The following is a 21,970-nucleotide window of genomic DNA, read 5'->3' as shown; positions in this document are numbered from 1 at the left end:
TATAAGGGAAAAGAAAATGAATATAGCAGCACAATCTCTACAAAGAATCGTTCGTCGTAATGTGGTTATTCCTTTTGATAAGAACAAAAAGTTTTCTTTTTACTATGAAGATAACCTCGTTGTTACCTCATTATTTGTGGTTCTTTCAGCCATGTTTCCACCCGGTGAAATGTTTTTCATTGAGAGTGTAAGAAATGTCCGTGATCAAATTAAAGATGAAAAACTACTAGAAGACATCCGCAATTTTATTGCGCAAGAAGCCTTTCATAGTCGTGAACATCAGTCTCTCAATGAGCATCTTATCCAATCGGATTATCCTGAAGTTGTAGAGATAGAAGCTAAAACCAAAGCAAAACTAGATGAATTTCGTAAACTACCCAAATTTGAACAATTGGCTGCAACCGTGGTGATGGAACACTATACGGCAACCCTTGCACGATTATTATTAACTGATCCGTTAATTAAACAGAGAACGACGCAAGAAAGTAGAAACCTGTGGGAATGGCATGCACTAGAAGAGCTAGAACATAAATCTGTTGCATTTGATGTATTGGATGCCATAGGTGGTAATACAGCTAAAAACAGAAGGATGGCTCTAACTCGAGTTACTAAACTTCTTTCCCCAGTACTTTTTCATTACTGGATCAAAATATTAAAACGCAGTGATATTAAATTTTCTATTCGGGAGCTCAAAGACGGTGTATATCTGGGCTTTGGAGGAATCAATCGTATAGGAATTATCACAAAAGCAATGATTGAGATGTTGGATGTACGAGATAGAGATTTCAATCCCCTACACATGCAAACGGATCAACTCGAAGCAGAATATCGAGAAAAATTATTTGGTGAAAATGGCATTTTAAAAGCTGTACTTAAAAGCTAATTACTTTTGAGAAATAGAAAAAGCTTTTAACAATCTTATAGGTCAAATGATGAAAGCATCTAAGAGTAAAGCCCCCCTACACAAATAAATGAATTGATCAGTTAAACTTATCTGATTGCAAAAAGAAAACCCACTTTAAAGCGGGTTTTCTAATTTTTATAGGATAAAATAGCTGCACAATAATTTTTAAACTAAAACAGACATGATCATTCAACTTATGAAAAATAGATTACTTTTGAGTACCTGTTTACTTTTAATCAGCAATTCTAATTTTGCACAATCACCTCAAGTCCCTAAAGCTGATACTGATGCTATTTTCAAAGCGGCAGGTTTTACAAAAAGTAAAAAAGGCTGGAAAAGTGATTGTTCAGTCGGTGAAATTACCGCTTATGCCGATTTAAATGGTGATGGGCTGAAAGATGCAATCGTTTCAGATTACGGCACCATGTGTTATGGCAATACAGGCGTTGGTTATTATGTTGTAGCGCAACAAAAAAATGGTCAATGGAAAACCATTTTAAAAGAAGCAGGTATGCCTGAGTTTTTAAAAACAAAAGGAACAGATGGTTGGCCTGATATTGAGAATGGTGGGCCCGGTTTCTGTTTTGAAGTTTTACGCTGGAACGGTCAAGCCTACAAGGTTAATCGCTACGAATATCAAGGTAAGGCTTGTGAGTTATAACGAATAAAATATCAAATCAATAAGTTAAGAAAATTTAATTGAACTAATCTCATTTCAAAAGAAAACCCGCTTTAGAGCGGGTTTTTAAAATCAAATTCGGCAATATGAAACCCATCACTGCCCTCTTAACACACCCAACTTATTCCAGATATCAGGCGTTAAAAAAGTCGTCACTAATTTATTTAAATCAATATAACGCAAGGTGCCTTGCAACTGCTGTCTGACCGCTGGGTCTTTAACAATATCCTGACCTGCACTCTGACCTAACTGCTGAAAAGCCTGTCCAACGGCTTGAATTCCTTCAGCCTGAATCACGGCTTTGGTCTGTGTCGAACACTGCTCCACAATCACACGCTGTAACACCTGTGCCAGCTTCTGATCCAACTGGGTTTTCTGCTCAGGTGTCACATTACTGAAAGACTTTAAATCAGGATGCGCTGCCAAAGCAGTAAAAGTCCATTGCAAAACCGTGGTCTTATCCGCAGCGGTAGTCGCCTTCACCAAACAATCACTCAATTGATCGACCGTCGGCCCAGCCATCGCCACTTGGGTTGTGCCCAACACAGCCGCAGCCATCAACACAGAACAACTCAAATGAGAAAATTTACGGCGGGCAGAAGTATAAACACGAGACATAAGCACAGTTCCAAATTGCAATCTTTCCCTTTGTACCATGCTCTGACAAGATCATCTGTTATGACGCTGTAAATTGCGTAAGCCCACGCGCTCAAAGCTTTGACAAAATGTAAAAACCATGAAGATGGTAAATCACTCAACCTGCACCTTCATAATCCCACTCTGCTGGAATATTCGGTTGCTCAGGTGCTTTATTTAAATCGATATTCAGGTTATGACTGCCCTTAAATGATTTCTCTCTCGAATCTGACGCAGGTGACACATCCAGACTGTAGCGATAACGGAATTGCCAAAGCATCGGCTTAATCGGACGGATATCTAGGCTCAAACCATCTTCATCATGGCACTTGCCCTTAGAGTTTTCATAATCCTGTTCCGAGAAACAGGCCCGAATCATACGGCTAAAATTAAAAGGATAGTTTTCAATAAAGCGATGTGTCTTGCCTGAATCCTTTAACTCATAAAAGCTGGCACGTTCAACACTCGCACCGCCACCTGAATATGATTCTGTAAAAGTATCAATCAGCGCAACCGCATAACGGTTTTGATCCATTGGAAATAGTTTAGGGAAAATAAACTGTTTTGATCGCGCCATTTCCTCAGCAGGCGCTAATGGAATCTGCCATTGCTTCAATAATTTAAAGCCAGAATTCGAATGACTAAACTGGGCTATATTACCCTCAGACAATAACCATAAACTTTGATCAGGTGTTTTTAAACTCAGCCATTGTGGTTTCCTCTGACACAGCTCTTTCACTTGTTCACAGAGTTGCGTCTGTTCCGTTGCACTTAGCTGCCCCTTTTTAAATTCCAGAATTTGTAAGGGCGCAGCCAAAACAGATGCAATCAAACAGGTGGATGCGCCCAGCAAAATCATTGCACCTAAAATCATCTTATTTGTGAGCATGCTATCCCCTTAGGCTATTTTTATCTTCACTGTATTACTTAACCACGGCTTCAATCTGATCAAGATCCCAAATCCCACCTGCCGCAAGGCTTCGGCACATCCCTGTCCATCGATCTTTGGTATGGACAAACTGCTGACCATCCCAGACCCATTCATCACTTGACCAACAATCCCCGAAGCCACGCCCTTTCTGAGCGCTACTGAGAATCCCTGCATGAAAATCAGTGGAATGCTCTGTCACAAAAGTGGCTTGATTTGCAAGTGACTCATCCAACACCCATGCACCATAGCCTTCGTTATAAGCACCCTGCCAGCATAAGGTCGCTGCCAATACTTTTTTATTGGTCAATTTATACAGATCAATCGCTTGAGGTGCTGTTTGCTTGCCATTATAAGCCCCTCTACAAAATTCTTCTTTTTTAGGCACTGGCTGATTCTCCATCAGATTTTGATAGAGTGCGGCATAGCGTTTATCACTTGGACGCAAGGTCAGATAAGGTTTACTCGACGTTTTGATGTGTTTTACGATGAGTTTGGGTTGAGCTGCCAATACATTCGATTCATCAGCTTTACCCTTTTGGATCAAAGCGCCCACTGTACCGATACGCTTTTGAAAATCATCCATTTTTAGCAATACGGCAGCCATTCCTGTATCTGAGATTTGCCATTGCAGATTGGTATTTTTAAAAACAATTTTGGTTGTTTTCTTGGGTTGTTGTGATAAGGCCTTCGCTTGGTTTGCAGAAAGTTTTCCCATCACTGGAAAATCGGTGCCCTCCTCTAAAACCACCTGCCCCAAGTCCTTGCCATTGACATAGAAATGAATATTTTTAAGTTTTTCTGCTGGCATGGAAACTTCTTGAAAACGTGACAATGCAAATTCGACCTGTACAGGTTGCCGCGCACCAGCCTGACGGGTCAATAACAGCGAAGCGGGTTCATCATCACTATATACCTGATAATAACCTGCTGCTCGGCAAGTGCCTGTATTGCTACAGTATATTTCCCAATCTTCATGATAAAATGCAAGACCTTTGATGTCTTGAGCAAAGGCACTAGAACTCAGGACAGCAAGGTAACAGGCTAAAAGCATTTTTTGCATCGGATTTTTTGCTCTTTCTGATTTATTTATTCTTCATTAAAAATATTCTAAATCTTTTAAATTAATCACGTTGTAGGTTCTTGTATTCAAGAATATGCTAATTTGAACTCACACCAAAATGCACACTAAAAATGAAAACATTCATCACTATTTCCGCTGTTTTATTCACATTATCAACCACTTCAACTCATGCAGAGGTTAGTAGCTTTCAGCCTATTTTTCCTAAATTTTCAAACACTTCTCAAGAGCGAAAGTCCGAAAACCAAATTTATGCCTTGGGCGAAGTGTCCTTTGTCAACAATGTCCGTGTTCCCTTTTATGGGGTCACAGCACTGAATCCTGCCGATGAAGGCTTATTAAAAGACTTTAAAAGCTGTACCGCAAAAAGTTGCCATTTTGACTTTAAGCTAGATACACATCAGGCCAAGCAACTCAAATTAGTGGCACTACCTGAAATTGGTGTCGTACTTGTACCTAAAGATTGGTACGATGTGGAGGCACATGCGGGCGCAAATGGTACGGGTTCGGCCTTGCTGATGAGTCCAAATCAAAAACAGGCCATAGAATTATACGATTCATCCTTTTGTGTCGGTTGCGGTATGCCCAATGCCACGCTTTACTTTCCCAATCTGTTAAAAGAAAGTATTGAAAATGAGTTTGGCGGCTATAAAGACCCAAAAAAATTGGTCACTGTGGTTCATCCCTCTAAAAATGTGGCTTTCTTTAGTTATCAGATTCCGAACTTCAACAATAAAACCCATGGTGTGGCGAAATACCATGACGAGGACACCTTTAATTTTAGAGAAATCACCGTCACTCTGGATCAATCACAACAGCACTTGCTTGGGCCAATTTTAAATTTTTATCACTTTAGCCACTAGTAACCTAAAACTTTCAAGTCGTTTGACTGGCTTTGAGTAGATTTAAAAAATGCTCCACCCGAACACTATTGCCTTTGGCACGACAAATCGCATAAATCGGGGCGATACACGGCTTTTTCGCTTCTAGCGCTTTATACACAATCTGTTTATTCCAGAAATCCTGAATCGATGCGGGGACAATTGATAATCCAATCCCCGCCGCAATCAGATTAAGGCTCGAAGTTAGACGTGGTGCTTCCTGCACAATATTCGGGTTAAACCCGGCCTGATAGCAATTTGCCAAAATATTATCAAACAGGTCCTGCCCCGCAATACGGCGATACAACACAAACTCATACGGCTCTAAATCGAGTAGGCGGATTGATCCCTCTTGCTCAACCAAAGGATGATTACTCGGTAAGGCCACAATCAAGGGCTCATCCAGTACATGAATGCTTTGAACTGCGGCATGAATCGGCGCGGGTTTGCGCAGAAAAACGATATCCAGTTTTTCATTGATCACTGCATCGGTTAAGGCGGTACTGCTGTCTTCTTCCAGATGAATGGCGACGGCAGGAAACTGTTCCCTGAATTGACGTAATAAGGCAGGCAAAAAAGGATGCAAACCTGCCGAGTTGGTAAAGCCAATATTGATCTGACCTTCCAAACCTTGGGCAATGTTTTTCACCCGTTTGGGAATCGACTGGGCATGCGCCAAAATGGTGATGGCTTCCTGATATAAAGCCTTACCCGCTTCAGTGACTTCCACACCGCGAGGCAGACGTTTGAGCAAAGCGGTATCCAGCTCTTCTTCCAGACTTTTAATCAATCGGGTCAACGGTGGCTGTTGCATATGCAGTCTAACTGCAGCTTTGGAAATATTGCTTTCTTCTACCACAGCAACGAATGCATTGAGCTTATGAATATCAATCATACATACCTTAAAAGTATAGATAGCGGCAAAAATAGCATTTGTGAATATACCACAAATCTTCCATGCTATAGCTCACAAGGTTGAACAGAAAGGTAATCCAATGAAAGCCCAAGCCCTATCAATAGCGAGTGAACCACTAACGACTGCTCCTGATTGTAAGGCACTTTTTACGGGATTTATGAAATTGGGATTGATGGGTTTTGGTGGTGTTTTGCCACTGGCGCATCGCATTATCGTTGAAGAACATAAATGGATTGATGCTGGCAAATTTACCGACTTACTGGGTATCTGCCAGTTATTACCGGGCGGCAACATCATCAATATGGCCGTTGCCATTGGAATGGAATTCCAAGGCGTGAAAGGTGCGATCAGTTCAGTGCTCGGTTTAATCTCCGCCCCAACAGCAATTGTGCTGATCATCTATCAGGTCTATGAGCATTTTCAGTATCTCCCTGCCGTTAAACACATGATTCAAGGTTTGGCAGCGGCTGCCGCAGGCTTGCTGTTTGCAACAGGATTTAAGATGCTCAAGCCAATTTTAAAAAGCTATCTGACTCTTTTTACAATTGGCCTGACTTTCGTGTTTATGATCTGGATCAAGCTGCCCTTAGCCCTGACTTTAGCAATTTTACTGGCCATTAATATGCTGGTTTTAGGAGTGAAAAAATCATGATTTTGCTTACACTTGCACTTGTATTCACTCAACTTTCACTACTGGCTTTTGGTGGTGGTAATGCCATCCTGCCTGAAATGCAACACCAAGTGGTGACCGTGCATCAATGGATGAGCGCAGAACAGTTTAGTTCACTGTTTGCCATGGCACAGGCTGCCCCCGGCCCGAATATGATGATTGTGCCTTTGGTCGGCTGGCATGTGGCAGGGCCAGCCGGTTTGTTAGTCACTTCATTGGCGAAGTTTGGCCCATCTTCCATCATTACCATTTATGCGCTGAAATTCTGGGAACGCTTTAAAGCCAATCCATTACGGGCACGCTTTGAAAAAGCGCTGAAACCGATTACCGTGGGTTTGGTTCTGGTCAGTGCGTGGTTGATTGCCGATGCATCTGCACAAAACCTGCTTTTGGTCGTCATCGTGATTGTAACCGCGATTCTCGGCATGTTTAAAAAGATTCATCCCCTCTGGGTCATGGCCGCAGGCGCAGGACTTGGAATCGCCTTCCTTTAAAATGACAATAAAAAACCTGCTTGATACAGGTTTTTTATTGCATCTCGAACTACCAGATACTGACCCGTTTTTCAGGCGCTAAATACATTTTATCTCCCGCTTTGATCTTGAAAGCATCGTAGAACGGCGCTTGATTGACTAAAGCTCCGTTGGCACGCACTTTATCGGGTGCATGCGGATCAGTTTTTAAATACACTATCGCTTGCGCTTCACGGGTTTTGGCACGCCAGACTTGCGCCCAGCCCATATAGAAGCGCTGCTCACCGGTACGCCCCTCGATCATAGGCGCAGGCTTCCCTGCTAACGAAATTTGATACGCTTTATAAGCAATCGATAGACCTGAGTTATCGGCAATATTTTCACCCAAAGTCAGTTCACCGTTGACGTGATAGCCCGCAATGGGTTCATAGGCATTGTATTGGGCAATCAAGGCCTGTGTTTTGGCTTTAAATTTCTGATGATCTTGCTTGGTCCACCAGTTGCGCATATTACCCAACTCATCAAACTGGCTGCCTTGATCATCAAAACCATGACTGATTTCATGCCCGATCACACTGCCAATCCCACCATAATTCACTGCATCATCGGCATCGATATTAAAAAATGGCGGTTGCAGAATTGCAGCAGGAAAAACGATTTCATTTGATGACGGGTTGTAATAGGCATTCACGGTTTGCGGTGACATAAACCATTCATCACGATCAACAGGCTTACCCAATTTATCCAAACTGTCTTGATGTTCAAACTCTCTGGCACGAATCACGTTGCCAATCAAGTCGCCATCTTTGATCTCTAGCGCAGTATAATCACGCCATTTGTTTGGATAGCCGACTTTAATCGACAAACTGGCTAATTTCTTCTTGGCCTGTAGTTTGGTCGCAGGACTCATCCAGTCCAGTTGGCTAATGCTTTGATCATAGGCTTGAATCAAATTCTGTACCAAGGCATCCATACGCTGTTTTTTATCCGCAGAAAAATGTTTTTCTACATAAATCTTGCCCAGACCATCACCCAGTACCCCATTCACAGTTTGCACACCACGCTTCCAACGCACTTCCTGCTCGGCAACATCGCGTAAAGTCTTGCCATAGAAGGCAAAGCTTTCATCAACCAAGGCTTTGTTCAAGAATGGCGAAAAATTACTGATCAGGTTCCATTTAAAATACGCCTTCCATACATTGAGAGGTGTTTGATTGAGGACAGGATCAAGCGCTTTAAAATAGCTGATTTGATGCACTTGAATGGTCTGGATTTTGTCCTTGACCCCGACGGTATTGAGATAAGCATCCCAATCAAAACTCTGGCTTAACTTGTTTAAATCTTTCAGTCGGTAAATATTGTAACGTTTAGATAAATCACGGTTCTGGACATTACTCCACTGAATCTTGGCCAAGTCGGTTTCAAGCTTCAAAATTTCTTTTGCGTGCTGTGCCGCTTGCTGATCGCCTGCCAGTTGTAGCATGCGTTCAATATGCTTGAGATATTTGGTACGTGTTTCCACAAACTTCTGATCATCTTTTAAATAATAATCACGGTCAGGCAAACCGAGTCTGCGCTGTGCCAGTCCCGCAATCATCACATCAGAATGCTTCATGTCTTGATCAATACTGATATCAAACGGCGTTCTGACCCCGATGCGAGAGAAATGCCCCATTAACGTAGCAAGCTCTTTTTTATTTGCAATTGCATCGACTCGTGCCAACTCTTGCTTTAACGGTGTGATGCCCTGTGCCTCAATTTCTTTTTCATCCATGAAACTGGCATACAGGCTGGCAACTTTCTGCTCAACAGTCCCAGTTGTCCATTTTTGTGCGCTCAGTGCTTCAACAATAGTGTGCAATTGATTGGTCGATAACTCCTGCAACTCATTGAATGCACCCCAGCGTGATTTATCAGCAGGAATCTCAGTGTCTTTCAGCCATGTGCCATTCACATAGTTATAAAAGTCCTGATTGGCAGACACACTGTGATCAATATATTGCTGGTCAATACCTGAGATTTTTTGCGGTGTGGAAGATTGAATTGCTGAGTCTGCCCATACAGGTGCAGTAAAAGCCGTCAGTGCAAGCGCCAATGCACTTTTAAGCAATACAGGTTTCATGATTTATCCTATTTATTTAGGTTCTAAGTTATACAAAAGAAAAATGAGAGATCATTAATTTTATCAAGCGACTATAGTGAAGTAGTTTCATCAAATAAAGTCATTTTCGTTGCAATATATATTCACTTTTCACATAAAAACCACAAACTGGCTAAAATCGTTGGCAATAAAAAAGCCCTAGCATCAAGCTAAGGCTTTCTGAAACGAAACTGTTCAAACTAATCTAATATTTTTTCAAAGGCTTTCAGACGTTTATGAATCGACAATAACTCGATAATGGTTTTCCATGAACTGATCAGATATTGGAAGGATTCACGAACCTTACCAAAAACCCCACCAATCTGGTTAATTAAGCCAAGGGTTAACTTACCTGCTGCAATCGCAGGGAATAACACAAATAAGTTGTAAATCACATCCAACTGCCCATACCACGTCGCAGTTAAGTTAAAGTAGGTGTAGTGAAAATATAAACGGAAATAGTTTTTACGCACCCGACCGAATAACTCTTTCAAAGTCGCAGGTTGCGCTCGATCCGCATGGTCTTCACCATAAACCAACTCCTTACGAAATGCCGCCTCGACTTTCTGGTTATTAAACTGAAGACCAGGCAGTTTTATCCCCACCACCATCAGTAGAACCGTACCAAAGATTGCCCAAACCACCGCAGCCCAAACCAGAGAATATTGCAATTCGCCCACAATCGGAATTTCGGGTACATGTTTTGAAAGCTGAAACAATAAAGGTAAAAATGCGATCAATGTCATGATTGCCTTGACTAGTTCAACGCCTAAGTCTTCCACAATCGTGGCAAAACGCATAGTATCCTCTTGCACACGTTGTGCTGCACCCTCTACATGACGTAATTTCGACCAATGTTCGGTATAATATTCATTCATTGCTGTACGCCAACGGAATACGTAATGACTGGTAAAAAAAGCATTGATAACCGCAAGGGTCACGCCCACCATGGCAATATATAGAAACACCATCGTTTCTTTATACAAGTCGGAGATATTTCCTCCACCATTGGTGAGCATGTTTTGAATCATATCCCAGAAGGGTACATACCATGCATTGACGGCAAGGCTCACCTGTACGCCAAACCAGATATTAAACAGGATAAATGCAGATCCCCAAATCGACCAGCGCTGCCATTTATTGTCTGAGAAAATCCGCCAAAATCCAGCAAATAATGCAGTTGCAGCGATAAACCAGAGATAAAACCAAAGTGAAGAAGGTTCCCAGAATCGGCTAATCCCAACAGATAACTCTGCCTCCGCATAGCCTTTAGGAAAACCCAGATATTCCGCCCAGCTATGCCCCCCTGTGTACCAGAGCAACATATTGAGTGCTAACCAGACGATAACTGAAATAAAAAACGGACGCGGATTCGGAAAGAAAGACTTAAACATGGTGTTTAACAATCCTTGTTATGTAGCGATTCATTTGACTAGGTCATCCTATGGCCTAAAACTTAAAATGATCTGATAAAAAGTTTGATGATTTGTAGTTATTTACCTGTTTTTTCAACTTTTTGATAGCTTTTTGTAGATGATTTACAATTTGTTTTTATCGACAAGCGATTTTAGTAAATGGACTCAAACACTTAAGTCCATTATGGCAATCATGACAGAATAATTTAACGTGGTACGGAGGTACTCATTTTCAAGGCAATATCCTGCTGTTCATTTTGTGCTGGATAGCTTTTACTTTGAATCGCCCATTGAATTTCAGCTAACTTTTCATTGGCAGCATCAACACCTGCTTGCATGGTCATCTCACGGCCTTTGACATCAAAAATATGTGCTTTCTCACGCAAGTCAGGCTGAATCACGATATCCGCTTCTTTCAGTTCTTCTTCGGCCAGACGCCCTTGCATGATATTGATATTTTGATTGAATAGCCCCCAGACATTACTGGTTTCGGTATGAATCGGTTGTGCAAGGATATCCACAGCAATCACCACATCTGCCCCCAGCTCACGTGCAACATGCACAGGTACAGGACTGACCAAGCCACCATCGACATATTCAACATCATGAATTTTAGTTGGGATAAACATACTTGGAATGGATGCTGAAGCCCGCACAGCCTGTCCAGTATTGCCATAATTAAATACGGTTCGGGTGCCATCTTTTAATTCAGTTGCCACCACATACATTGGGATTTTCATTTTTTCTAATGGCAGGTTATGCACTTGCTCGTTGATATAGTCTTCTACTTTTTTACCATCAAAAAAGCCCTTGAGGCTCACATTGACTTCGCGAACGTCATTGGCTTTGAGTTTTAATGCAATATCACGCAACTCGGCAGCACTTTTGCCACTGGCATAGATCGATCCTACAATACTGCCCGCACTGGTACCCACAATAAAATCAGGGCGAATCCCTTGCCGCTCCAGAACCTCAATAACACCAATATGGGCATAGCCGCGCGCGCCGCCGCTCCCCAGAACCAATGCAATCACGGGGCGTTTTTGCTGCTGTTTAATGGCAGTAAAGGGTTGGTTCACAGCTTGAGCTTGGGCATCCTCAATCACGGGTTTTAAATGTGATGTTGTTTGGCACCCTGCCAACACAGTCATGGAAAGACCCAACACCCATAATTTAAGCTGTTTCATAAGCCACAATTGCCATATCTACGATATCTACTGCTCAAATTTTAGCGTTTACTCATCCAAAAACTGTATCAATTTTTTGTATTTTTCATAAAAAGTTCATAAAAAAAGCTCCTCGAAAGGAGCTTTTAGATTTGATCAATCTTGGCAGAATTCAATTACCAGATATCTGAATCGACTTTTTTCTTCAATTCTGGATACTTATCAATTTTAAACTCAGGCTCTTTAATCCCTTGCTTCAACTGTGAGGTATAGTCTTTCAATAATGTACGCGCCATTGGCGTTAACAGTAAGATTGCGACCAAGTTAATGGTTGCCATAATCCCCATGAATAAGTCAGCCATTGACCAAACCAATGGAACACTACCAATTGCACCGAAGTACACCATGACCAATACAAAGATTCGGAAGATGAACATCACTTTCGGATTGTTATTGATAAACTGTACATTACTTTCCGCATAAGCATAGTTACCTAATACGGCTGAATAACAGAATAAGAACAACAGAATCGCAAGGAAATCGCCACCCCAGCTTCCTACTTGAGACTCTAAAGCACGTTGTGTCAGTTCAACTCCGACAAAGCCCGCATCATGGTAAACACCAGAAACCAAGATAATGATCGCTGTACTGGTACACACAATAAAGGTATCAACGAAAACACCAAGCATCTGTACCAAACCTTGGTTGACTGGATGTTTTACATCAGATGCTGCAGCTGCGTTCGGCGCCGAACCCATACCCGCTTCGTTGGAGAACAAACCACGTTTGATCCCTTGCATCATTGCCATCGAAATCATGGCACCAAAGAAGCCACCCGCTGCGGCATTAAACTGGAAAGCCTCGCTAAAGATCAACTTGAAGATTCCAGGAAGGAGCTCATAGTTGCTTAATGCGATATACAACGCAACTGAAAGATAAAGACCAGCTTTTAATGGTACAAACATTTCAGCAAACTTTGCGATACGCTTAATACCACCAAAAATGGCTAATGCAACCAAGACAACAAGTGCAAGACCAACCCATGAAATAACCAGATCAACACCACCTAGGTGTGCAACCAGATTGGCTTTGTCCCAGCCCCATGCATGCGAAGAAGCGTTTGCAATCGCATTGATTTGAACTGAGTTAAATACGAAACCATACGTAAAGATCAATGCCAGAGCAAAGATCACCCCAAAGGTCTTGCTACGTAAACCCTGAGTAATATAGTACGCTGGCCCACCCCGGAACTGCTTGCTATTACTATCTCTCACTTTAAACAGCTGCGCGAGCGATGATTCAATAAATGCAGAACTCATGCCTAGTAATGCTGTAAACCACATCCAGAACACCGCACCAGGTCCACCAATCGCAATCGCGATTGCTACACCAGCAATGTTACCTACACCAACACGGCTTGCTAGCCCCGTTACAAACGCCTGAAACGGTGTAAGTCCATGTGAATCTTTTTCTTCAGCTTTACTACGGCTGCCCTTCATCACCTTAATACTGTGGAAGAACATTCGAATCTGTACTGCTTTCGTTGCAATAGTATAGAAAATACCGACTGCAAGCAGGAAAACAACGAGAAAGTCCCATAAAGGATCATTGAAAAAACTTACCCAAGCCATCAGGGTGTCATTTAATTTTTCATTCATCACTTATTCGCTTTTAAATATTTTATGTACATCCGTACATATACGATAACAATGGATGAATCAAAAAAGCCCCGCTTGGGGCTTTTGATCCGACTTAGGCAAAGAATTTCAAAATTAATTGAATTACTGTTGCGTTAATTAAATCAACGAAGAACGCACCACAAAGCGGAACAATCAAGAAGGCTTTATGAGATGGTCCATACATATTGGTAATCGCTTGCATGTTTGCAACTGCGGTTGGTGTTGCACCCATACCAAAACCACAATGACCTGCTGCCAATACCGCTGCATCATAGTTTTTACCCATGACACGGAAGGTAATGAATGCTGCATACAATGCCATGGTAATGGTTTGCGCCCCTAAGATCACAACAAGTGGACCAGCTAAATCGGCCAATTGCCATAATTTCAATGAAAGCAATGCCATTGCGAGATAAAGTGATAATGACGCATTACCAAACACATCAATCGCACGGTCAAAGATATCTACTTTTAATACGCTTTCTAAGATATTACGTAAAATCACACCACCGCCAAGTGCCCAAACGAAAGTTGGTAACTCGAACCATGTACCCTTACTAAAGCCAGTCATGAATTCTGCAAATGCTAAACATGCAGCAAACATCCCCAAGGTCGTAATCGCATTATCCGCAGTAATTAAACGGACTTGGTGGGGATTTTCAAATGGTGCAAGCTCATCAGGATGCTGATCCAGATGCGTATCACGATTTTTGATCTCTGCAGGCGTTTGCGCTTGAGCAAGACTATAGCGGTTGATCAATAGTTTCGCCAATGGCCCACCGATAATACCACCGATAATCAGACCAAAGGTTGCACTCGCCATACCTAACGCTAAAGCACCTTGAATCCCATGTTGGGTTTCAAGAATTTCGCCCCATGCACCTGCGGTACCATGACCACCCGTCAATGTGATTGAACCTGCAATCAAACCGACCAAAGGATCAATACCCAGCATCGTTGCAAGGCTCATACCAACTGCATTCTGTACCACAATAAATGATGCGACACAGATCAGGAAAATCACTAAACCAATACCACCTTCTTTCAACTTCATGAAATTAGCACTTAAGCCAATCGAAGCAAAGAAGATCAGCATAAAACTGGTTTGTAACTCACTACTAAAGACGATACTGTAGCCCCAAAGTGAGTGTACAAGCAGTGAAAGTACTGCTGCAACCAAACCACCCGCAACAGGCTCAGGAATGTTATAGCGCTTTAAGAAGTCAATTTTATTAACGAGTAAACGCCCTAATAACAAGACGATCACCGCCGAAATTAGGGTGTAGAAACCATTAAAAGTAAATTCCATATCTTCTTCCGTTTATTTTAATTGTTCTTCCGATGGTTTTTTCGCCACGTTGGAACGCATAAAATAGTAACTCTCAAAATGAGTGAAAACTCAATCAACTTAATAAAAAGCATACAGTTCTAAGCAAGAACTTTGCCTGTATTCAGCAATTCAGTTTTCACGGATGATTTACACCTACAGGATAGATGGCTTAGAAGTTATAGCGAGCCATTGCTCCTACACGATTATCCTTACCTTTTTGTCCATCAAAAGTTTTACGTTCGCCATAAATATACTCAAGACCAAACGTAATCGGTGTGACAGGTGAATACATAATATTCCACCAACCTTGTTGCAAGGTTTTATTCTGCGCAGTGTCTTTAGCGACAACAGCCTGCTTAGCAAAATCATTGCTATCATCAGCAAACATCGCGCCATAAGCCAAGGTACTACGCAGTTTTGGTGTAATTTGATAGGTTGTGCCCACAGTCAGGGCATCAAACTCATTTAGGTTTAAAGCAAAATTATTTGGGTTTACGTTGTAAGCATTGTTGGTATACAACAAGAATTTACTGTCACCTTTAACATGCGAATAATCGATCATCGCCTGTAATTCATCAGTGAACTTATATTTTGCACCAACCGCAACGCCCCAGCCTAACTCAGAATCATTGGCACTCAGTTGCTTATCATTATTATAAGCCGCTCTACTACGTGCTTCGGTAATCAATGCACGTGCAGATGTCGTGCCCTTGGCTTCTGCAAAATCATATTTCAATTTTGAAGTCAAAGCAGGCGCGCGATTGTCATCATTGCCTTTTTCCAAGGCCACAAAATAATGTGTATCTGGATTCAGTGCGCCACTATAACGAACCATTGGTGTACGGTAAGTCCCAATACCCAGCGGTGAGTTGAAATCCAGCATTTCTGGCTGCAAGTCGGTTGCCAGGAAAGTCGAGGTGGTTTGACCAAATAACCAGTCATTTAGGGTCATATATGCATGACGGATACGAATGGTGTCATTACTGCTACCACCGCGGAAATCTACTTCTAATTTACCGCCGACCTTCGCCCCTTCAACAGGCGCTTTAAAATCAAGTCCTAAACGCGTCACTGTGGCCGTGCTATAGAAACGATCACTGTTCTTTTCAGCGCCTTCCAAATCGACTTTATTGATACGGTTAAAGATCCCATCGCCACCTTTGGCCTGATAAGAAGCATCACCGCGTAAGAAACCATGTAATTTAACTTCCGCACCAGAGGCGGTATTAAAGACCAGTTGTGATTTTTGAGGTACTACAGGAGCAACTGCTACATTTGCAGGATGATCCGGATGTGTTTCCTTTAAATTAGAATGCTCCTGTCCTGGAACAAGCACACTTTGTTGTTTTGCTTGGGGAACATATTGCTGAAGCAACGCTCTTAATTCTTTCACTTCATCACGAAGTTGCTGAATCTGTTCTTGCTCGCTGGCAGCATGGGTGTTGTTCATCATCAAGGCTGCAACAGTGATTGCCAAACCTTGTACTACGAACGGCTTACGGATGAGAGATAAACTCATGAGAAGCTCCTTGTATCTGGTGTATATTTCAACATTTTCCATAAGCATATAGCCGGATAAACTTAATATGCCCGAAATAGAAAATCCCCCTCACCCTATCAGTAAGGAAAGCCTAATCAATTTTTTAAAAAGGGCGTATTATGCATAAATTTCGGATATTGTGTGTACTTTTTATTTAAGGAGTTTTGCTCATTTTGACAGCAATGAAAAAATAGTTTTTCGATTTCATTATGTTACTAATAGTTTTCTTTTTCACACAAACTAAACAAAATATCAAAAATGCGTAACAGGCCGCATTAATTCTTTTATTTTCTCGGCTATTTTCTATACTCGGTTAAATTTTGCCGTGAAAATTATCACGAAAGTTGATTTATTGATTTATAGTCTGCAGATACCACAAGACCAACATGATAAGGAGTTTTTATGAACACGGAACAAGTCCGCTATGTGGATGATGCCATCACCTCTCGCCATTCGGTACGTGCATTTTTAGATACTCCTGTTGACACCCAAACCATCAAAGATATTTTAGCTGTGGCCAGTCGTGCGCCTTCAGGGACCAATGTGCAGCCGTGGAAAGTGTATGTGGTGACCGGGCAAAAACGTAACGAAATGATTGACCGTGTTTGTCGCGCGCAAATTGAACTCCTGCAAAAACCCGAACTGGCAGCCCAATATCAAGAAACCTTCGCCTACTATCCTGCAACCTGGATCTCACCCTTCATTGACCGTCGTCGTGCCAATGGTTGGGGACTATATGGCTTATTGGGTATCCAGAAAGGCGAGAAAGAAAAAATGGCGGCGCAGCAATTACGTAATTTCCAATTGTTCGATGCCCCTGTTGCCCTGTATTTCACCGTCAACAAGATTATGGGCATCGGTTCAAAAATGGATATTGCCATGATGATCCAAAATGTCATGGTCGCCGCTAAAGCCCGTGGCTTAGACACCTGTCCACAAGCAGCATGGAATCATTTTCATCCTATCGTACTCGATATTCTGGGTGCACCTGAAGATGAGGAACTGGTCTGTGCTGTAGCTTTAGGCCATGCTGATCCTGAACATATCGTCAACACATTTATTACCCCTCGCGAACCGGTAGAAAACTTCACGGTCTTTTTAGACTAAGTCTGGAGGTCAAGCAGTGTCTCTAAGTAGAGAGACTGCTTTGTTGCTGTTGTCCAACTTTTAAAATCGCGAAAAAGCCAGCGCTGGTAAACAGCAGCATCATGATGCCCATATTTAAAGATGCTTTCCATACCAAGAAGTTCAACATCAATCCTGCCAACAAACCACAGGCAAATTGCATACTGCCCATAATGGCACTGGCTGTGCCTGCACGCGCACCTTGCTGAGACATGGCCAAAGCCATGGCATTTGGCCCCGTCAAACCAATTCCAGACACCACCAAGAATAGACCAGACATTAACAATACCAAGGGTGCATCTGCCATTAAACCTGCACTCAGTACAATCAAGGCACCAAAACACTGGATTAAACCGCCTAAGCGCAAACGCTGGAAAATCCCCATTCGGCTATTCAGATGTTTATTAAAAGATGACATCAACATAATCCCTGCGGCATTTAACGCAAAGGCATAAGAGAAATGCTGTTGGGATAAGCCATATTGCCCCATAAATACTTCAGAAGCCGAGCTGATATAACAGAATAAGGCTGCTCCCGTTAAACAACCCGCAAACATCGGCACACGGAAGCTTTCGTCTTTGAAAATTGCGGCATAAAGCGTCGTGACCTGATAAGCCGAAAGTTTTAAACGGCGTTCGACAGGCAGAGATTCTTTAAAGAAGAAATGCACACATAGCCAACACAGCACCCCAATCATCGACAAGGTGATAAAAATCGCCTGCCATGGGAAGAAATTCAAAATCCATGCGCCAAAAATAGGCGCCAGAATCGGTGCCAGCCCCATCACAATCATCATGCTGGAAAACGCTTGTGCAGAACCTTGCATGTCCAAACGATCACGGATGGTCGCCCGTGCCATGACCACGCCCACACAGCCACCCACGGCCTGAAAGATACGTGCGGCAATCAAGGCCCATTCATTGGTGGCGAACACACAAGCCAGACTGGCGATTGCATACAGTGCCAAACCAAAATATAGGGGTTTTTTACGGCCAATGCGGTCACTGACAGGTCCATAGATCAATTGTCCAATCGCCAACCCTAAAAAATAAGCTGGTAAGGTATTGGCCACCATTTGTGTACTGACCCCAAACTCATCTGCCATTTGTGGCAAAGCGGGTAAGTACATATCAATTGATAAGGGCCCTAATGCGGTTAACAAGGCAAGCAACAAAATCCATGCTGTTGAATATTGACGCTGATGGGGTTGCTCTGCCTGCATAATGCTCTACTTTTCATCTATTACTTAGATTCTAAGCTTAGCATCCCCAACATATTTGTGCATAATAAGAATCAGAAAATCGATTGCAGAATACAAAAAGGACAAGCTTTGAATCCTTGGTTCGGACGTTTAAGACAAGCAACTTATAACACCACGTTTATGTATAACGTGCGCATGTTAATCGCCTTTACGGGTACAGCTTTTGTTCCCTATCTTTTAAATGATCAATTGGCCACCATTCCATTGACTTTGGGTGTAGTTGCCGCCGCGATTAGTGATATTGATGATCGCTTTTCAGTGCGCATCCAAAATCTGCTCTATACCTATATTGGTTTCTTTATTACCGCCGCTTCGGTACAACTGTTATTCCCCTATCCTGTCGCTTTTGCCATTGGCTTAATCGCCTCATGTATCGGCTGGATTTTATTGGGTTCTTTGGGCCGTCGTTATGCCACCATTGCCTATGGCTGTCTGGTGATTTCGGTCTATGCCATGCTGGGTGTGCACTTATTTGAACAATGGTATATGCAACCTGCCTTATTGGTCGCGGGTGCTGCATGGTATGGTTTGCTTTCTACCATTAGCTTCCTGCTTTTTCCAGTCCGAAAAGTTCAAGATCAGCTTGCTGCATCCTACACGGCTCTGGGGAGTTTCCTGTTTGCCAAGTCAAACTTATTTGATGTGGACATGACCCCTTCCAGCTATCAGCAAAGTATGATTGATATCGCCATGGAAAACGGTAAGTTAGTCGCAATCTTTAATGATCTTCGCATGTCATTATTAACACGTCTCAAAGGTGACCGAGGGCAAAAAGACACTCGACGTAGTCTGCAATATTATTTCGTAGCACAAGACATCCATGAACGCGCTGACTCAGCCCATATTGATTATCAAAAGCTGGCAAAGGTATTTCAACATAGCGATATTTTATTTCGTTTTCAGCGGATTTTGTCCATCCAAGGCAAAGCCTGTCAGGACTTGGCGCAATCGATTTTAAGTCGTACCCGTTATACGCATAACAAACGCTTTAAACATAGTTTTGAGAACTTGCGTCTATCGCTGGAAAAACTGCGGGAAGAGGGTCAATATGATCAAGTCCGGATCAATGCCCTGTTTGCACTGTATCAAAATCTCAAATCAATTGATGCTCAATTACAAAACTTGGAGACCGAGCGTAATCTGCAAAAGATTAATGCAGAGCATACTGAGAACCAGCTTAAAGATGATGATCTCAAGGGCTGGAATGACATCATGGTACGGGTAAAACAACATCTCACGCCTGAATCGGTATTATTCCGTCATGCCGTGCGTTTATCCATCGTCCTCTTTATTGGCTATCTGTTTATTCAGCTCACCAATATTGCTTACGGCTACTGGATTTTACTCACCGCCTTGTTTGTCTGCCAACCCAACTTCAATGCCACCAAACGCCGCTTATACCTTCGTATCATCGGCACACTGGTCGGGATTATTGTCGGTCTGGCGATTATCTATTTTATTCCTTCGATCGAAGGACAGTTGGTAATGCTGATTCTGAGCGGTGTACTGTTCCTTGAATTGCGCAGTAAACAATATGCCCAAGCGACCGCTTTTATTACGATCCTTGCCCTTATCAACTTTAATTTAGATGGTTCTGCTTTTGCTGCAGGTTTTCCGCGTTTGATTGATACCGTGATTGGTTGTGCCTTGGCATGGTTTGGGGTCAGCTTTATCTGGCCAGACTGGAAATTCCGCAGACTACCCCGCTCGATTCAACGTTCTTTACAGGCACAATGTAAATACCTTGCGGAAGTGGTTGAACAATATCATCAAGGTCGTAACAATGCTTTGAATTATCGAGTGGTACGCCGCACCGCACATAATACCGATGCAGAAGTCGCATCACTGATCTCAACCATTGCGACAGAACCGAATATCGATATCAATAAAAAAAGTCAGGCGTTTGAGTTTTTATGTCTCAGTCATACTTTTTTAAGCTATATCGCCGCATTGGGGGCGCATCGAGAGCAAATTCAAGATCAGGAGGTCTTAGCCTTACTTGATCAGGCTCTGGATGATATCCAAGGGGCACTACTGAGAGATGAAGTTCCTGATCTATCTGCGCAAAACCTGATGCAAACCATCCGTGAGCGCCTGAGTGACAATAATGATAATGATCCAAAATCGCTCATCATTTTACAGCAACTTTCACTGATGCTCAGCGTATTAACGCGTCTCAGTATGCTAAAACAGAGCCTAAGCCATGAACCGAATGAAGAGGGTACCGAATTTGCTTCACTTTAACAGCCGTTGAGATTGCAACCGCTCCCATGATTCGCCATTGGCATAATATCTTTGCATGCCAATAGATGTTAAACTAAACCCAGTTATATACTCATTTTTTATACTATGACCGCCAAAACGCTATACGCTTATACGCTACAACCTGTTCCTTATGAAGTTTCTGAAGCTGAACAACGTCAAGCTCAACTGATGATTTGGCGTAGTACCAACAAATTCAGCCGCAAAGCATGGATGATTATGATTGCACTGGTTGTGCTTTCATTGGTTGCTGAAGGACTTATTAAATATTATTCAACCTACTCAACCGTGATTTGCTGGGTCGTGATTATCAGTGTGGTACTGTTCTATCTGATCAAACGTTTTGGTCTGGAATGGTACGTTAAACGTAAAATGACTGAATTCCCAGTACAGGAAATCAAAGGTTTACGTTTAGGGGTACAACCACATGGTATCGTAATGCGCCAAAAAATGGGCCTACAAGAAGGTACTGCAACTATTGGCTGGAAAGACATTTACGAATGGTATAGTTCTCCTGATTTTATTTTGGTGAACTTCAAAGTAAAAACGCCAAAAGGTGAAGAACAACAAGGCGCTTATATTTTGCCAAAACGCATGGATTCAAAGAATTTCTCTTTCAATACCGTACGCAAGCATTTAAACGAAACCGTTGGTGCTGCCAAATCAATCTAAGCTTTAAAGATTGATTCCAAAACCTCCCTTGCTGGGAGGTTTTTTTAATGGATGAATAAAAGAAAAATTAAGGATAATGTCATCATTTTTTTAAAGCAGATTAGATGCGTTATTCCAGTCTATGCGCCGATCTAAAAACGCATATTGAGCTGTTAGTTTGGGTTCTGCCTGTAATTTTTCAAAATAATCCAGCACTTCACTCTCTGGAATAT

Annotated in this window: 19 protein-coding genes; 8 read left to right on the top strand and 11 right to left on the bottom strand. The window is 42.3% G+C overall.

The window, feature by feature from the left end:
- Nucleotides 1-16 precede the first annotated feature (16 nt).
- Complete coding sequence (locus Aba26S_RS13375; protein WP_005243993.1) at nt 17-883, top strand: metal-dependent hydrolase; 867 nt, start codon at nt 17-19, stop codon at nt 881-883.
- Nucleotides 884-1,085: 202 nt separating this feature from the next.
- Nucleotides 1,086-1,565 carry a hypothetical protein gene (locus tag Aba26S_RS13370; RefSeq protein WP_043972629.1) on the top strand — a complete coding sequence of 160 codons (480 nt, stop codon included), beginning with the start codon at nt 1,086-1,088 and terminating at the stop codon, nt 1,563-1,565.
- A 114-nt stretch (nt 1,566-1,679) separates the two neighbouring features.
- Here the strand turns inward: Aba26S_RS13370 and Aba26S_RS13365 are convergent, their stop codons facing one another.
- From Aba26S_RS13365 to Aba26S_RS13355, 3 genes are all read right to left on the bottom strand, one after another.
- Complete coding sequence (locus Aba26S_RS13365) at nt 1,680-2,201, bottom strand: hypothetical protein (RefSeq protein WP_005243997.1); 522 nt, start codon at nt 2,199-2,201, stop codon at nt 1,680-1,682.
- Between the two features lie 136 nt (nt 2,202-2,337).
- A complete protein-coding gene (locus Aba26S_RS13360; RefSeq protein WP_043972627.1) occupies nt 2,338-3,108 on the bottom strand; it encodes a hypothetical protein in 771 nt (256 codons plus the stop codon).
- 34 nt (nt 3,109-3,142) lie between these two features.
- Complete coding sequence (locus tag Aba26S_RS13355) at nt 3,143-4,210, bottom strand: DUF1176 domain-containing protein (protein ID WP_043972624.1); 1,068 nt, start codon at nt 4,208-4,210, stop codon at nt 3,143-3,145.
- Nucleotides 4,211-4,341: 131 nt separating this feature from the next.
- Between Aba26S_RS13355 and Aba26S_RS13350 the strand changes: the two genes are divergently transcribed.
- Complete coding sequence (locus Aba26S_RS13350; RefSeq protein WP_043972619.1) at nt 4,342-5,091, top strand: DUF4850 domain-containing protein; 750 nt, start codon at nt 4,342-4,344, stop codon at nt 5,089-5,091.
- 13 nt (nt 5,092-5,104) lie between these two features.
- Here Aba26S_RS13350 and Aba26S_RS13345 read toward each other — a convergent pair whose 3' ends face one another.
- Complete coding sequence (locus tag Aba26S_RS13345) at nt 5,105-6,004, bottom strand: LysR family transcriptional regulator (protein ID WP_005244004.1); 900 nt, start codon at nt 6,002-6,004, stop codon at nt 5,105-5,107.
- 100 nt (nt 6,005-6,104) lie between these two features.
- On the opposite strand from Aba26S_RS13345, the gene Aba26S_RS13340 reads away from it, so the two are divergent.
- Both Aba26S_RS13340 and Aba26S_RS13335 read left to right on the top strand, forming a co-directional pair.
- Complete coding sequence (locus Aba26S_RS13340) at nt 6,105-6,677, top strand: chromate transporter (protein ID WP_005244006.1); 573 nt, start codon at nt 6,105-6,107, stop codon at nt 6,675-6,677.
- Entirely contained in the window at nt 6,674-7,189 is a 516-nt protein-coding gene (locus Aba26S_RS13335; RefSeq protein ID WP_043972617.1) for a chromate transporter, read from the top strand. Before Aba26S_RS13340 ends, Aba26S_RS13335 begins: the two co-directional genes overlap by 4 nt.
- A gap of 49 nt (nt 7,190-7,238) precedes the next feature.
- Here the strand turns inward: Aba26S_RS13335 and Aba26S_RS13330 are convergent, their stop codons facing one another.
- The 6 genes from Aba26S_RS13330 to Aba26S_RS13305 form a co-directional block, all read right to left on the bottom strand.
- Complete coding sequence (locus tag Aba26S_RS13330; protein ID WP_043972614.1) at nt 7,239-9,290, bottom strand: M13 family metallopeptidase; 2,052 nt, start codon at nt 9,288-9,290, stop codon at nt 7,239-7,241.
- A 218-nt stretch (nt 9,291-9,508) separates the two neighbouring features.
- Nucleotides 9,509-10,702 carry a peptide antibiotic transporter SbmA gene (gene sbmA, locus Aba26S_RS13325; protein ID WP_043972613.1) on the bottom strand — a complete coding sequence of 398 codons (1,194 nt, stop codon included), beginning with the start codon at nt 10,700-10,702 and terminating at the stop codon, nt 9,509-9,511.
- Nucleotides 10,703-10,929: 227 nt separating this feature from the next.
- A complete protein-coding gene (locus tag Aba26S_RS13320; RefSeq protein ID WP_005244015.1) occupies nt 10,930-11,910 on the bottom strand; it encodes a patatin-like phospholipase family protein in 981 nt (326 codons plus the stop codon).
- A 155-nt stretch (nt 11,911-12,065) separates the two neighbouring features.
- Nucleotides 12,066-13,547, bottom strand: a complete 1,482-nt coding sequence (locus Aba26S_RS13315; RefSeq protein WP_005244017.1) for a sodium:alanine symporter family protein — start codon at nt 13,545-13,547, stop codon at nt 12,066-12,068.
- A gap of 94 nt (nt 13,548-13,641) precedes the next feature.
- Nucleotides 13,642-14,877: a sodium/glutamate symporter gene (gene gltS / locus Aba26S_RS13310; protein WP_005244019.1), complete on the bottom strand. Its 1,236-nt coding sequence runs from the start codon at nt 14,875-14,877 to the stop codon at nt 13,642-13,644.
- A 190-nt stretch (nt 14,878-15,067) separates the two neighbouring features.
- A complete protein-coding gene (locus Aba26S_RS13305; RefSeq protein WP_043972610.1) occupies nt 15,068-16,417 on the bottom strand; it encodes a DcaP family trimeric outer membrane transporter in 1,350 nt (449 codons plus the stop codon).
- Nucleotides 16,418-16,840: 423 nt separating this feature from the next.
- Between Aba26S_RS13305 and Aba26S_RS13300 the strand changes: the two genes are divergently transcribed.
- Nucleotides 16,841-17,545: a nitroreductase gene (locus tag Aba26S_RS13300; RefSeq protein ID WP_005244024.1), complete on the top strand. Its 705-nt coding sequence runs from the start codon at nt 16,841-16,843 to the stop codon at nt 17,543-17,545.
- 22 nt (nt 17,546-17,567) lie between these two features.
- Here Aba26S_RS13300 and Aba26S_RS13295 read toward each other — a convergent pair whose 3' ends face one another.
- Nucleotides 17,568-18,785, bottom strand: a complete 1,218-nt coding sequence (locus Aba26S_RS13295; RefSeq protein WP_043972609.1) for a multidrug effflux MFS transporter — start codon at nt 18,783-18,785, stop codon at nt 17,568-17,570.
- 108 nt (nt 18,786-18,893) lie between these two features.
- Between Aba26S_RS13295 and yccS the strand changes: the two genes are divergently transcribed.
- Together yccS and Aba26S_RS13285 are read left to right on the top strand one after the other, a co-directional pair.
- Nucleotides 18,894-21,068 (top strand): YccS family putative transporter, encoded by a 2,175-nt coding sequence (gene yccS / locus Aba26S_RS13290; protein WP_043972608.1) that lies wholly within the window; start codon nt 18,894-18,896, stop codon nt 21,066-21,068.
- 105 nt (nt 21,069-21,173) lie between these two features.
- A complete protein-coding gene (locus Aba26S_RS13285; protein WP_043972606.1) occupies nt 21,174-21,758 on the top strand; it encodes a YcxB family protein in 585 nt (194 codons plus the stop codon).
- The last annotated feature ends 212 nt before the right edge of the window (nt 21,759-21,970 follow it).

Source organism: Acinetobacter sp. NBRC 110496 (genome assembly GCF_000876115.1).
GTDB lineage: Bacteria > Pseudomonadota > Gammaproteobacteria > Pseudomonadales > Moraxellaceae > Acinetobacter.
Note: the sequence above shows the minus strand (reverse complement) of the source record. Positions and strands in the feature narration are given on the sequence as shown.